Annotated in this window: 13 protein-coding genes; 10 read left to right on the top strand and 3 right to left on the bottom strand. The window is 35.6% G+C overall.

Going from position 1 to position 12,948, the window contains the following annotated elements; translation table 11 throughout:
- The first annotated feature begins 45 nt into the window (after window positions 1-45).
- The 6 genes from MHH59_RS16075 (at window position 46) to MHH59_RS16050 (ending at window position 5,593) form a co-directional block, all read left to right on the top strand.
- Window positions 46-1,113, top strand: a complete 1,068-nt coding sequence (locus tag MHH59_RS16075; RefSeq protein WP_340851782.1) for a glycoside hydrolase family 113 — start codon at window positions 46-48, stop codon at window positions 1,111-1,113.
- A gap of 88 nt (window positions 1,114-1,201) precedes the next feature.
- The gene (locus MHH59_RS16070) at window positions 1,202-1,393 is read left to right on the top strand and encodes a DUF378 domain-containing protein (RefSeq protein WP_002084566.1); all 192 of its coding nucleotides are present in this window, start codon (window positions 1,202-1,204) and stop codon (window positions 1,391-1,393) included.
- Between the two features lie 209 nt (window positions 1,394-1,602).
- Window positions 1,603-2,685 (top strand): 3-phosphoserine/phosphohydroxythreonine transaminase, encoded by a 1,083-nt coding sequence (gene serC / locus MHH59_RS16065; RefSeq protein ID WP_002128120.1) that lies wholly within the window; start codon window positions 1,603-1,605, stop codon window positions 2,683-2,685.
- Between the two features lie 12 nt (window positions 2,686-2,697).
- The gene (locus MHH59_RS16060; protein WP_002128119.1) at window positions 2,698-3,870 is read left to right on the top strand and encodes a 3-phosphoglycerate dehydrogenase family protein; all 1,173 of its coding nucleotides are present in this window, start codon (window positions 2,698-2,700) and stop codon (window positions 3,868-3,870) included.
- 13 nt (window positions 3,871-3,883) lie between these two features.
- Complete coding sequence (locus tag MHH59_RS16055; protein ID WP_002168017.1) at window positions 3,884-5,131, top strand: DUF1015 domain-containing protein; 1,248 nt, start codon at window positions 3,884-3,886, stop codon at window positions 5,129-5,131.
- Between the two features lie 84 nt (window positions 5,132-5,215).
- Window positions 5,216-5,593, top strand: a complete 378-nt coding sequence (locus tag MHH59_RS16050; protein ID WP_050000520.1) for an enoyl-CoA hydratase — start codon at window positions 5,216-5,218, stop codon at window positions 5,591-5,593.
- Window positions 5,594-5,824: 231 nt separating this feature from the next.
- On the opposite strand, the gene MHH59_RS16045 is transcribed toward MHH59_RS16050, so the two are convergent.
- Window positions 5,825-6,220 carry a DUF3224 domain-containing protein gene (locus MHH59_RS16045; RefSeq protein WP_002128116.1) on the bottom strand — a complete coding sequence of 132 codons (396 nt, stop codon included), beginning with the start codon at window positions 6,218-6,220 and terminating at the stop codon, window positions 5,825-5,827.
- A 217-nt stretch (window positions 6,221-6,437) separates the two neighbouring features.
- A complete protein-coding gene (locus MHH59_RS16040; protein WP_002128115.1) occupies window positions 6,438-7,469 on the bottom strand; it encodes a S66 family peptidase in 1,032 nt (343 codons plus the stop codon).
- Window positions 7,470-7,759: 290 nt separating this feature from the next.
- Between MHH59_RS16040 and MHH59_RS16035 the strand changes: the two genes are divergently transcribed.
- Together MHH59_RS16035 and MHH59_RS16030 are read left to right on the top strand one after the other, a co-directional pair.
- On the top strand, window positions 7,760-8,401 hold the full coding sequence (locus MHH59_RS16035) for a F0F1 ATP synthase subunit alpha (protein ID WP_002168020.1): 642 nt from the start codon (window positions 7,760-7,762) through the stop codon (window positions 8,399-8,401).
- A gap of 180 nt (window positions 8,402-8,581) precedes the next feature.
- Window positions 8,582-8,851 carry a 2TM domain-containing protein gene (locus tag MHH59_RS16030; RefSeq protein ID WP_002110712.1) on the top strand — a complete coding sequence of 90 codons (270 nt, stop codon included), beginning with the start codon at window positions 8,582-8,584 and terminating at the stop codon, window positions 8,849-8,851.
- Window positions 8,852-9,316: 465 nt separating this feature from the next.
- On the opposite strand, the gene MHH59_RS16025 is transcribed toward MHH59_RS16030, so the two are convergent.
- On the bottom strand, window positions 9,317-10,672 hold the full coding sequence (locus MHH59_RS16025; RefSeq protein WP_050000564.1) for an RNA-guided endonuclease TnpB family protein: 1,356 nt from the start codon (window positions 10,670-10,672) through the stop codon (window positions 9,317-9,319).
- 523 nt (window positions 10,673-11,195) lie between these two features.
- On the opposite strand from MHH59_RS16025, the gene MHH59_RS16020 reads away from it, so the two are divergent.
- Both MHH59_RS16020 and MHH59_RS16015 read left to right on the top strand, forming a co-directional pair.
- Window positions 11,196-12,035 (top strand): YitT family protein, encoded by an 840-nt coding sequence (locus MHH59_RS16020; protein ID WP_003190353.1) that lies wholly within the window; start codon window positions 11,196-11,198, stop codon window positions 12,033-12,035.
- Window positions 12,036-12,270: 235 nt separating this feature from the next.
- Window positions 12,271-12,948 (top strand): response regulator transcription factor, encoded by a 678-nt coding sequence (locus MHH59_RS16015; protein ID WP_002013739.1) that lies wholly within the window; start codon window positions 12,271-12,273, stop codon window positions 12,946-12,948.

Below are 12,948 nucleotides of genomic sequence, written 5' to 3'. Positions count from 1 at the left end.
ATTGTATAAAATAATCAAGAAAGCCAAAAATTATGGGGGAAAGTTATGAAAAAAAATAAGAGTTTAATAAGTTTTTTAGGAGTGTGTATCATGTTGTTTTCTTTTTGTTTCCAGGGAAATATACAGGCGGATGTAAATACTGTTCAATCTGGAAAAATAAAATCAGGAAACGTAACGGTATGGGAAGTAGGCAATGTAGCGAAAGTGTTAGCAGATGTAGAGCGCTTGAATTTAAATACGGTGAATGTACCTATTCAAGTAGATATTCCGGATGTGAATTCGGCTAATATGGTAATTAATCAGGCGCAAAAGAAACAAGCTATTATTTTAATTCAAGAATTATTAAAGCGTAATATACAAGTTATATTGGAGCCGTTTTCGTTTATTCAGCAAGGAAATATTGGAGAAACAGAGTGGAACCCTAGTAATATTAACGATTTCTTCTGGAATTGGAAAACGGTTGTTTTACAAGATATTTTTAATTCCATTACAAGTAAGTACAATATTTATGGGCTGAAAATCGCTTCTAATTTCGTGAATATGGAATATGCAGAAGGATATTGGAATGATACGATTAATTTTGTTCGCCAGCAGTATAAAGGAAATGTTTTGTATCAAATGAATTGGTGGTTAACTGCAAGTTGGGATCCTTCTTTTGAGGCGAAATTTAAAGAGAAAATAAATCGCCCGTATTTAAAAAAGGTGGACATCGTAAGTATTGATAGTTGGTTTGAAGTTTCAGGAAAAAGAAATCCATCATACGAAGAAGTAAAACAAAGCTTATTTGCGACGACAGTATACAATCGGGGCCAAAATGTTGTTCAGCAACTTGAGACATTACATAAAACAACTGGAAAGCCAGTTTATTTTGGTGGATTTAATGTGCCAGCACGTGAACTTGGACTACAAAGCCCGTGGAACCCAGATATTACGAATGTGTTTTCAAAAGATGTACAACTTAACGGGTGGCGTGCTTACCGAGATGTATTAGAAGCGAAGCCATATTTTAAAGGTTTTTCAATTTGGTTTATCGGATCTAATGATAGTAATCATTCATATCAAATACATAGTAAAGAAGCAGAGACAGTTATTAATGGCTGGTATCGAAAATAAATTTTATAAAATAGGTAAGTTTTAGAATCCATTACATATATTTTAGTGAAAGGCCTTTCACCATCTTATCACCTAGGGGGCAATCATAATGAAATTTTTGTCATACCTTACAGTAATTTTGGTGATTCTTGGCGGTTTGAATTGGTTGTTTGTGGCGTTAGATTATAATGTAGTTGAGAAATGGTTTGGTTCTATGCCGGCGCTTGTGGATACTATTTATTGGCTCTTTGGTCTTTCAGCTATTTATCAAATTTTCGATCGGTTCTTTACGAGTAAGTAGCTATTATACTTAATTACTAGAGTGTTAAGTACGATTATGTACTTAACACTTTTTTGTGTGTTTATAAAAAGCAGGGTGCACATGCAAGCGATTCCATTGCGTCTTGCACCGTAATAACGGAAAACAAATTGACCGTGTATTGTATATAGGTTATAATTCAGAAAGTTTAAAAAATAATAAAAATGAGAAATAGGGAGGTTATCTGGGTGATGGAGAGAGTGTATAATTTTTCAGCAGGACCATCTATACTCCCTTTGCCAGTTTTAGAGAAAGTGCAAAAGGAGCTTGTAAATTATAACGGGACAGGCATGTCTGTTATGGAAATGAGCCATAGATCTTCTTATTTCCAAAGTATTATTGATGAAGCAAGTAGCTTACTTCGTGAATTAATGAACATTCCTGATGAGTATGAAGTTTTATTTTTACAGGGCGGTGCGTCATTACAATTTTCTATGATACCGTTAAATTTAATGAGTACGTATAAAAAAGCTGGGTACGTACTGACAGGTTCATGGTCTAAAAAGGCGCTGCAAGAAGCCGGAAAAGTAGGAGAAGTACAAGTGATTGCTTCTTCTGAAAAAGAGAAGTTTACTACGATTCCTAAAATGGATGATTTACCAAATGATGAAGAACTAGATTATGTACATATTACAACGAACAATACAATTGAGGGGACAAAATATGTGGATATTCCACATTTAGAAAGAGTGCCGCTCGTTGCGGATATGTCCTCAAATATTTTATCAGAACAATATGATGTTACGAAGTTTGGTCTCATATATGCGGGTGCGCAAAAGAATTTAGGGCCAGCGGGTTTAACGATTGTAATTATAAAAAGAGATTTAATTGGCAGTGCAAATAGTGCTTGTCCTACGATGTTAAACTATGAAACTTACAGTAAAAATAACTCCCTATATAATACACCGCCATCCTTTAGTATTTATGTAGCAAAACTTGTACTAGAGTGGTTGAAAGAACAAGGCGGGGTATCTGCGATTGAAGAACAAAATAGAATGAAATCTTCACTTCTTTACAATTTTTTAGATGAATCTAAATTGTTTACTTCACCAGTTGATCCCACGTATCGGTCACTTATGAATATTCCGTTTACAACACCGTCAGAAGAGCTTAACAATCAGTTTTTACAAAAATCGAAAGAGCGCGGTTTCGTTACGCTAAAGGGACATCGTTCAGTCGGCGGTATGCGCGCTAGTGTTTACAATGCGATGCCAACCCAAGGTGTACAAGAATTAGTAGACTATATGAAGGAATTTGAGCTTGAAAATAGATAGGGAGATGGGGATATGTTTCGTGTTCAGACGTTAAATCAAATTGCAGAAAAAGGTTTGCAAATTTTTGATGGGAATCGCTATGAGATTGGAGACAAAGTAGGTCATCCAGATGGTATTTTACTTCGCAGCTATTCTTTACATCAAGAAGAGTTTTCAGAAGATTTAAAGGCAATTGCAAGAGCTGGTGCCGGTGTAAATAATATTCCTGTTGAGCGTTGTACGGAAAAAGGGATTGTAGTATTTAATACGCCAGGGGCTAATGCGAATGCAGTGAAGGAACTTATTATCGCAAGCCTTATTATGTCTTCCCGTAATATTATAAACGGAGTGAGCTGGACGAAAGAGTTGGATGGAGAAGAAGTACCACAGCTTGTTGAAGCAGGGAAGAAGCAATTCGTTGGATCAGAAATTGCAGGGAAACGTTTAGGGGTTATCGGTCTTGGCGCAATCGGTGCTTTAGTTGCAAATGATGCGTTATCTTTAGGTATGGACGTTGTTGGATATGATCCGTATATATCAGTTGAAACGGCATGGCGTCTTTCTACACAAGTACAAAGAGCGTTTAGCCTAGATGAAATTTTTGCAACGTGTGATTATATTACACTTCATATTCCTCTTACGAACCAAACGAAGGGGATTATTGGTGAACACGCTATAGAGACGATGAAAAAAGGAATGCGTCTATTCAATTTCTCTAGGGGAGAACTTGTAGATGAAACAGCTCTTCAAAAAGCGTTAGAAGAAGATATTATTACACATTACGTAACGGATTTCCCGAATGAAAATGTGATAAAGATGAAAAATGTAACAGCGACGCCTCACCTCGGTGCATCTACGTCTGAGTCTGAAGAAAATTGTGCGGTAATGGCAGCTCGTCAATTACGTGAATATTTAGAGACAGGAAATATTCGTAATTCAGTAAACTATCCAAACGTAGAACTTCCGTACATTGGAAAAAAACGAATTACGATTATGCATCAAAACGTTCCGAACATGGTAGGGCAAATTACAGGATGTTTAGCAGAACATCATATTAATATTGCGGATATGATTAATCGTAGTAAACATTCTTGGGCGTACACAATGATTGATATTGATAATGGTATTGATGATATAATTAAAGAGAATATTGTGGAAAATATAAGCAAAATTACAGGTGTTGTAGCCGTTCGAATGATTGTGTAAAGGAGAGAGGAACTTGGCAAATATCCGACCGTTTCGGGCCATCCGTCCAGTAGAAGAAAAAGCTGTGCAAGTGGCAGCTTTACCTTACGATGTATTAAATAGTGAAGAGGCAAGAGAAGTTGTAAAAGGGAATCCATATTCTTTCTTACATGTTGATAAAGCAGAAATTGATTTAGATCCAGCACTTTCACCGTATGATGATCGCGTATATGAAAAAGCGGGTGGAAATTTAAAGCAATTTATACAAGAAGAAGTGTTCGTTCAAGATGAAGAGCCAGCGCTTTATATTTATGAACTGACGATGCAAGGAAGAACGCAGTCAGGCCTTGTCGTTTGTACATCGATTGACGAGTATGAAGACGATACAATTAAAAAACATGAAAGAACGCGTCATGAAAAAGAACTAGATCGCATTCGTCACGTAGATGTGTGCGATGCAAATACGGGTCCTATCTTTTTAACTTATCGTACAAAAGAAGAAGTGAAACGTTTAATTGCAAGCTGGAAAGAAGAACATGTGCCAATTTATAAATTTACAGCAGAAGACGGCGTTGAGCATGTTGCGTGGAAGATTGCAGATGAAGATGTAATTGCAACTTTAGTAAACGCATTTGAAGACATTCCGAACTTGTACATTGCAGATGGACATCACCGCTCGGCATCAGCTGCAAAAGTTGGACTTATGCGAAGAGAACAATATCCGAATTACACAGGAGAAGAAGAGTTTAACTTCTTTTTATCAGTTCTCTTCCCTCACGATGAATTATCAATTTGGGACTATAACCGAGTTGTGAAAGATTTGAATGGCTTATCAGAGGAACAGTTTTTAAAGCAAATTGCACAATATTTTTATGTGGAAGAAGCAAATGTTTCTCCATATAAACCAAAGGAACCAAAATCATTTGGCATGTATATAAACGAGAAGTGGTATAAGCTTACTGTGAAAGAGGAAACGTTTGATGCGAACGATCTTGTGAGAGGTTTAGATGTATCTATCCTGCAAGATCATTTATTAAGCCAAGTACTTGAAATACATGATCCACGCTCTGATTCCCGTATTGATTTTGTCGGCGGAATCCGCGGGCTAGAAGAACTACAGCGCCTTGTGAACAGCGGTGCATATAAAGCGGCATTCGCATTATATCCAACGTCAATGGAAGATTTATTAGCAATCGCAGATGCCGGGGAAGTAATGCCACCAAAATCAACGTGGTTCGAACCGAAACTGCGCAGTGGGTTGTTTGTTCATTCGTTAAAGTAAATAGACTTCGTTAGTTTTGAAAAACCGAACTGATTTTAGTTTCGGTTTTTCTTATTTTAAAAGAGTTTTTGAGGAGGGGTATCGATGAAATTGCAAGTAGGCGAAAAAATCACCTTTGAGCGAACTTTTACAAAAGAAGATGTTGTTTTATTTACAGAAGTATCTAGGGATGAGGGAATTCATCATATTACACCAGATGAACAAGGACGATTTGTTGTACAAGGTCTTTTAACATCAACGCTTCCTACGAAAGTTGGCGGTGATCATAATGTATTAGCTCGCAAGATGGATTTTGAATTTTTACGTCCCGTTTTTAGCGGTGATACGATTCGTTGTGACGTAACAATTGAACAATTTGAACCCGATGAAAAACATCGCACAAAAATTATTGCGATGTTTATATGTAGAAATCAACTTGAAAAAGAAGTTATGAAGGGGAGTTTTTCGGGGATTATTCTTTAGTTAGTAGGAAAAGTAATGAATAGGTGGGGGGCACATGCCTCTCGGGCTTAGATTTTTAATTCCATCATAACGAAAATTTTATGCATTGCTGAATACTGATAATAAGACGTTATGTAATATACTCTTTTCTTTTCTTAACTAATAGAAGAATAGTTGAATAAGCTCGTCAACAAAAAGGACATTCCTAGTATTACAAGAAATGTCCTTTCCACTATATTATAGGGTATTTTGCTAAAATTCAAACTCTAAAATCAGTTTACTAGTTTGACCTGTAAACTGATAATTATAGGACCCTCTCAGATTTTCTAAGTTACCGGTAGCTTTAATAATTGTTCCTGGGGAATCTAGATTTCCTTTATCAAATATTCCTTGCTCTACAGCTGTAAATGTTCCTTGTTGCCCCTTATAAATTCCTTCAAAGTGTAAAAATCCAGAAATTTTAGCAGTAGCCAAGTGACCATCAGTTATATTTGAGTCTAAATAATATAATAAGTACTCAACAAAAGCTTTTCCTTTTAATTCACCATCAATATCATATTCAACATGGGCAATATTAATAGGAAAATCTTTTCTAGTATCATCAATTAGTTTTTCATCCCATTTACTTACTGTAAATGTTACTTCCATACACGTAATCCCCCTTTATCATTAGATAAGTAATCTCCATATCATTTAAAAAGTACCGATTCACAGTCATATCTCATAAGAGTGTTTTTATTTATTTGAGTCCTGCCATATCGCTATCAAGCTAATAAAATACTCCCTAAAATGAAAAATACGCTATTCTTTCTGTAGGATCAGGAAAACATAATTATAAAACTTATGGCCCTAATTATTTGAATTTTCACTCCACGCCACTTTCCAAAATAGAGAAAAATACATTTTCACAATTAATTTCTGCCATCGCACCGTAAGGCAAAATAAACTTCGGTTCGGTATGGCCAAAATTTAAATTATAAAGAATCGGCAAATCTTCTAAGTTATGTTCTTTCATAACTTTCAGTATTTCGTGTTTATATTCTTCATAATACTTTTCGTCTTTCGGTTTACCAAAAATGATGCCTTTTGCTTTTTGTAGAATGCCTTGCGCTGCATAATTTCGTAACCAATACTTTATATAACTTGGTTCTGGATGGTCTTCAGAAGTTTCAAAGAAAAGGATACTATTCTCCCAATGTTTTTTCTTAGGCCAAAGTTCAGTTCCTTTTGTAAATTCCAGTACTTCCATACAACCACCAATTAAACGCCCTTGTACAGTAGTAGAGCCTTGAAGTAGCTCATATCCATTGTTTTGCTGCATCGTACGCCGTTGATCCTTATTCGCCTCTATCCATTCTAAACGCTCACTCGTCCATTCATGAGCTGGTTGAATCTCGCCAATATTCTCATTTGAAAAGAGAGTTCGATTCACCATTTCAATTGTATATGGATCCATCTCCACATTTTCGGCAAAATCAGTTAAGATTGCTGGACCGTAAAAAGAGGGAATTCCTGCTTTATGACAAAACAAATGTGAAACGGTATCGTCAGAGTAGCCCATAAAGATTTTCGGATTTTCGCGTATAACATTAAAATCTATATAAGGAAGTAAACGGATGCTATCTTCACCGCCAATATTCGTAATAATTCCTTTAATACGAGTATCTTTAAATGCTGTCATTAAATCTTCCGCACGAGCTTGTGGGTTGTTGTAAAGGTATTCGCTACCTTTTAAACTATTTGGCATTGGGACAACCTTAAGACCGAAGACGTCTTCTAATCTTTTTACTCCTTGCTCATATCGCCATCTTAGCTTAGAATCACCAGCACCTCCCCATGAAGAACTTACTGTCGCCACAATATCTCCTGGCTGTAATCTTTTTGGTTTCATTAACATATTAATTCCGCTCCTACATAATGTAATTAACTACGACTATACAAACCGTAGCATTGAAAAAATATGATGCATCACATTAATTTCTTCGTTATCAATCCGTTTACCTGCTGGTATTCAAGAATTTAGCACTCGTGTTGAATATAGGAATAATCGATTTATATTTAAAAATTACAGTATGCAACATTGCATAAGAAAGATGGTTGCTATTTTCTATAACCTGTAACTATAATAGTTACAGGTTGGTCGTATCCAATCAAAAAATATAATCATCATGAATGGAGAGGTTACATATGGGTATGAAAAAAATAATTTTAGCAGGTGCTTTAGGGATCGCAGCATTATCAGGAACGAATTTACCAGGATTAGAACTGTCAAAAGCGAGTGCTGCTTCTATTGAATCGAATCTCTCGACGTTAGAAGGGCGAGTAGTAGAAGTAGATAACGGTGTAATTGTCGTAAAATCTAAGCAATATGAGGAACCTGTTAGTGTGTATATAGATTCCCTTTCAAATGTGAAAGTAGGGGATGAGGTTAAAGCTACTGGATCTATGATGCGTAATTTTACGGAATATATGATTGCAAATACAGTTGAAAATACGTCAAATAAATTAGGTATGCACATGAAAGAAGACGGTTCTCCTGATTATGTGATTGGGGAAGTATCAAAAGTAGGAACGATGAACGATGAGGGAGACGATTCCACTAAATATGTCATTGTTCAGTATCCATCAGTAAATGGAAAGAAAGCTATTATTGATGTTTTCTTAACGAAGGGACAAGTATTTAATATGGGTGAGAAAGTGAAAATTGATATGAAGTATGTAGGTTGGGGCGGAATTTCTATTAACTACAACACAACGGATCATATCGAAAAAATTCATGAGGTAAAGAGCAACGTTGAAAATAATGATGATGTTTGGATTTGGTCTTAATTAGACGCTTGTAAATAACAAATGTATCATGCAGTACCCATCGAATCATCATATGTATGATAATTCGATGGGTACTTTTTTGTTTTATGTTTTTTTGAGAATAATGGATTTCCGATTAGAATATGATGTTAACACTGGAGCGAAGGTGAAAAAATACAATATTGAAAGAGGTGTTTAAGGGTGGAGCGAGATGAGGTTTATTTACGAGCTAAAAAAAGAATGGAGAATTTAAAAGCATTTTATATTCATTTAACGGTTTATATACTAGTGAACTTAATGCTTTTTATTATAAATATAAGTTCTGATTCAAGTAAATTATGGTTTTTATATCCACTTGCAGGTTGGGGGATTGGTATCGTTATACACGGATTGACAACTTTTCCATTTGGGATATTCGGAAAAGAGTGGGAAGAACGAAAGATTAAAGAATATATGGAGAAAGATAAGTAAATTTATTTCTGGAATGTATAAATATAAATCTCTGTGGTCAAATGTTTGATGCGAAGTCTATTATATAGCTTCGCCTATTTGCTTTGTATTCGAAGTTTGTGCGAGTGAGTATTCATATTCATATTCATTTTTTTAGCAACAATTGCATGTGAAATCAAAACTTTATTTGTAGTACATAGTCAACTACCCCCACTGAGATGAAGCGTTTCAGTGGGGGCTTGAGTTAGAACGCTAGGTCTTGTCGTCTATCGCTAGACAGTTGACGCTCTAACATTCATGCCACCTTACGGTAACACCCCAAGTAAGTTTTTGGTTGGTACTAGAAACGAACAATCGTTTCCCCACTTGCACCACCCTTTTGAAAAAGAGCAGTTCTTCCTTATGGAAGAAGCCACCACTCAGATGACCCCGGCGTGTGCTACAAGCCCCGACAAGTCGAGTACACATGGATGGTTGACGCACCCACTAAGCTATGCGCGAAGCAACAGCCTTACGTTTTTGCACTTCTAATAGAATCGGCGTTTTCCCTTTGAGGTTGTCATCCAATTCTACAACTCTTGATTTTTCCAATGTATTCAACGCACCATTAATATCAGCATGGATACATGTTCCTGCTTTACTTTGGTACAGGCCACGAGTGATTCGTCTGCCACTAAAGCGATAATGCGCCCTATCATCCTTAGACCAAACTGGAATCGGATCTTTATCCAGAAAACTAGCTTTTGAAGTATAGCTTTCTTCTTGTTTCAAAAAACGGATGCCTTCTTTTATACATTTATTCTCAATCGCTGCAATCAGTTTATGAAATGGAATTTGAACAAACTTTTGATTATTCTTTTTTCCCATATCAGATTTTTGTTTCCAACCCGTGTTATACCCTACGACAATAGTATCTATATCGAATGCTTTCACTTTTTTGAACAACAAGCCTACAGTTTGTGAAATATAACCGTTTACTTGTCTTTCTCGTTTATGCCAAAGTGCGGCCATTCTATTCGTTACAACGCGTTTTGAAATTCCATTTTCTATATTTTTCTGCTGCAAATTACGTATCTTTTTGTTGAAGTATTGGTTAATGGATTTTAATTTTTTTCCATCAATTAAGAATGTATCACCTGTATTTGTTACGCAACTTAATAATCTATCTACACCTAAATCGCAACTCAAAGCGTTACTAGTAGTCGTGGATTGTTGTTTCATTTGAGAAACGTGCATTTCATATGTGTAATGCACCTCAAAGAACCGACCTTTTTGCTTCGGTACAATCTCAATGTAGGAGATTTTTTTATTTCTTAAGTTCTTTGGCATACGTATTTTAATGGAACCGAATTTTTTCCTGAATGCAACATTCATCGGGATCATCCAATACCCGTTATCATCCACTTTTGGAACTTGATAGATTTCAATAATTCGTTTGTCCGTTGAACGAGAATAATTTGGAAACTTAGGACGACCTGTGAAGGTTTCAGGATTTTTCTTCCACTGTTCCCATGCTTTAAAAAAGCTCTTCACTTCTGTAAATAAGGCTCTACGAATCGCTTGAACAGAGTTTGATTGAATGCCCCAGTAGTTCATATCAGCCTGCATGGCATTGTCCACTTCTTTTACAGTAGCCATTTTATTATGGTTCAAATAACTTTGTTTAATCGTGTACAATCCAACATTTCGCAATGCTTTTGAACTATGTGACATGCGTTGCAGTAAACGAAATTCTTTAGCTGTGAGGCAAGCCCGTCCGATATTCTGTTTCTGCGTGAATCGTTGTATGTTTTCTCTTTTCTTTTGTTTACGTAATACTTTCACTGCTTTCTTTTTAACCATCGTTTTCACCACCTTTCTTAGAGAGTTCATTAAAAATATTTTTGACAAATCAATATTTGGAACGAAACGGAACAAAATATGAACATGTTCTTCAGCGTAATTCCATTCTTCTACAGTAATTCCTTTTGGCTCAAGTGACCGAATGATTATTATTATCCAATTTCGTTGTCTTACGATATATTCCCTCTTTATCTACGACATATCGTAAGACAAAAAGAAACAAATATTCGTCCGCGAAAAATTGTTATGAAGGAAACAAAAGAGTTCAGTCTACCTTCTGACGGCAATTCATCACCACCTGAATTGTTGGGTTTCACCCCTAGCACAATTCAGGTGGAGTCTTCTTGCCGAAAAGGATAAATAAAGTTGTTACCCTTTTTAAATTACATGTGGATATAGGATGAAGTTGATTTATTACCCTATATTAAAATAAAAATAAACCACTGTTCGATTTGAATATTCCACGATATAATGGTGAGAGTTTATGACAGAATAAATATTTACATAAGAAGTGAGGTACTGTATGAAAAAAAGAACGACAGACATTATTTTTATTATTATTGGTGCATTTCTTTTTGCGTTAGGTGTCAATTTGTTTGTTATCCCGAACGAGTTTGGTGAGGGCGGGGTAACAGGTATCACGATTATTACGTACTATTTATTTGAGTGGTCACCAGGCTTAGTCAACTTAATTTTAAATGCAATATTGTTAATAGCCGGTTATAAATTTTTAAACAAGATCACAACAATTTATACGATTATTGCTGTAGTTACGAATTCGCTATTCCTTCATTTGACAGAAGGTTGGACGATTACTTCGGATGAAATGCTTGTAAATGCCATTTTCGGAGGAATATTTATTGGGTGCGGGATTGGTCTTATTATTCGTGTTGGCGGAACAACAGCAGGTACTACCATCTTAGCAAGGATGACGCATAAATATTTAGGATGGAGCATTAGCTATGGTCTACTGTTCTTCGATTTAATTGTTGCGTTTTCATCTTATTTCATCATTGGTGCAGAAAAACTGATGATAACAATTATTATGCTATATGTAGCAACGAAAGTGATGGAGTTTGTAATTGAAGGTTTAAATCCGAAGAAAGCCATTACGATTATTTCTGATAACCCGAATGAAATTGCCGGGAAGGTAACTACCTTAATGGGCAGAGGGGTTACCGTGTATTCAGGTCATGGCTATTACACGAAAACGCCGAAGGAAATTCTTTATATTGTTATTAATAAGCAAGAAGTAGTGAAGCTAAAACGGATTGTTCAAACTACGGATCCGGCTGCGTTCATCGCTATACACGATGTTCGTGATGTGTTCGGAGAAGGATTTGTTGATATTTCTAAAGCTTAGTAAGAGTAGAAATTGTTTTTATTAAAATAATCTTAATACTAAAACGAAAGAATCTATTTTGAATAATTTTTTTCAAAATAGATTCTTTTTATTTATCTTAAAATGTTGGCTTGTAGCGTATTATGTATCAACTCTTATTCAAAAAAACTAATAGCAGTTTGTTTTTCTTTTTCTTGCAAAAAGTACAATTGTTTCTTAATGTAAGAATGTAGAAGGATGAACAAGAGAGGGTTTAATGAAGATGATACATATTTTATTAGCTGATGATGATAAACATATTAGAGAGTTATTGCATTACCATTTACAAAAAGAGGGCTTTAAAGTTTTTGAAGCGGAAGATGGAAAGGTAGCGCAAGGCGTTTTAGAGAAAGAAAATATTCATCTTGCGATAGTAGACATTATGATGCCGTTTGTTGATGGCTATACGTTATGCGAAGAAATCCGGAAGTATCATGATATACCTGTTATTTTATTAACTGCAAAAGATCAGCTAGTCGATAAAGAAAAAGGATTCATTTCTGGTACGGACGATTATATTGTAAAACCATTTGAACCAGCTGAAGTAATTTTCCGTATGAAAGCTTTATTGCGCCGTTATCAAATGCTTAGCGCTGATATTATTACATTACATGGGACGATAATTGACCGAAAAGGGTTTGAAGTGAAGTGTAACGGTCAGACGATTTTGCTTCCATTAAAGGAATTTGAATTATTATCACAACTTGCTAGTTATCCTGGAAGAACCTTTTCAAGAGAAGAATTAATTGAATTAGTATGGGGAATGGATTTTGAAGGAGATGAACGAACAGTTGACGTTCATGTGAAGCGACTGAGAGATCGTTTTTCAAAACGAACAGATGATTTTCAAATTACGACAGTACGCGGACTCGGTTATAAGTTGGAGTTGAAATAA

Origin of the sequence: Bacillus sp. FSL E2-0195 (assembly GCF_038003645.1) — a bacterium.
In the GTDB taxonomy this organism is placed as follows: Bacteria; Bacillota; Bacilli; order Bacillales; family Bacillaceae_G; genus Bacillus_A; species Bacillus_A mycoides.
This window is presented reverse-complemented; position numbering and strand designations above follow the sequence as displayed.

Bases quoted from the DNA above. Each gene is read 5' to 3' on its own strand.
- MHH59_RS16075 (WP_340851782.1), top strand. From the start codon at position 46: ATGAAAAAAAATAAGAGTTTAATAAGTTTTTTAGGAGTGTGTATCATG.
- MHH59_RS16070 (WP_002084566.1), top strand. From the start codon at position 1,202: ATGAAATTTTTGTCATACCTTACAGTAATTTTGGTGATTCTTGGCGGT.
- serC (WP_002128120.1), top strand. From the start codon at position 1,603: ATGGAGAGAGTGTATAATTTTTCAGCAGGACCATCTATACTCCCTTTG.
- MHH59_RS16060 (WP_002128119.1), top strand. From the start codon at position 2,698: ATGTTTCGTGTTCAGACGTTAAATCAAATTGCAGAAAAAGGTTTGCAA.
- MHH59_RS16050 (WP_050000520.1), top strand. From the start codon at position 5,216: ATGAAATTGCAAGTAGGCGAAAAAATCACCTTTGAGCGAACTTTTACA.
- MHH59_RS16045 (WP_002128116.1), bottom strand. From the start codon at position 6,220: ATGGAAGTAACATTTACAGTAAGTAAATGGGATGAAAAACTAATTGAT.
- MHH59_RS16040 (WP_002128115.1), bottom strand. From the start codon at position 7,469: ATGTTAATGAAACCAAAAAGATTACAGCCAGGAGATATTGTGGCGACA.
- MHH59_RS16035 (WP_002168020.1), top strand. From the start codon at position 7,760: ATGGGTATGAAAAAAATAATTTTAGCAGGTGCTTTAGGGATCGCAGCA.
- MHH59_RS16025 (WP_050000564.1), bottom strand. From the start codon at position 10,672: ATGGTTAAAAAGAAAGCAGTGAAAGTATTACGTAAACAAAAGAAAAGA.
- MHH59_RS16020 (WP_003190353.1), top strand. From the start codon at position 11,196: ATGAAAAAAAGAACGACAGACATTATTTTTATTATTATTGGTGCATTT.
- MHH59_RS16015 (WP_002013739.1), top strand. From the start codon at position 12,271: ATGAAGATGATACATATTTTATTAGCTGATGATGATAAACATATTAGA.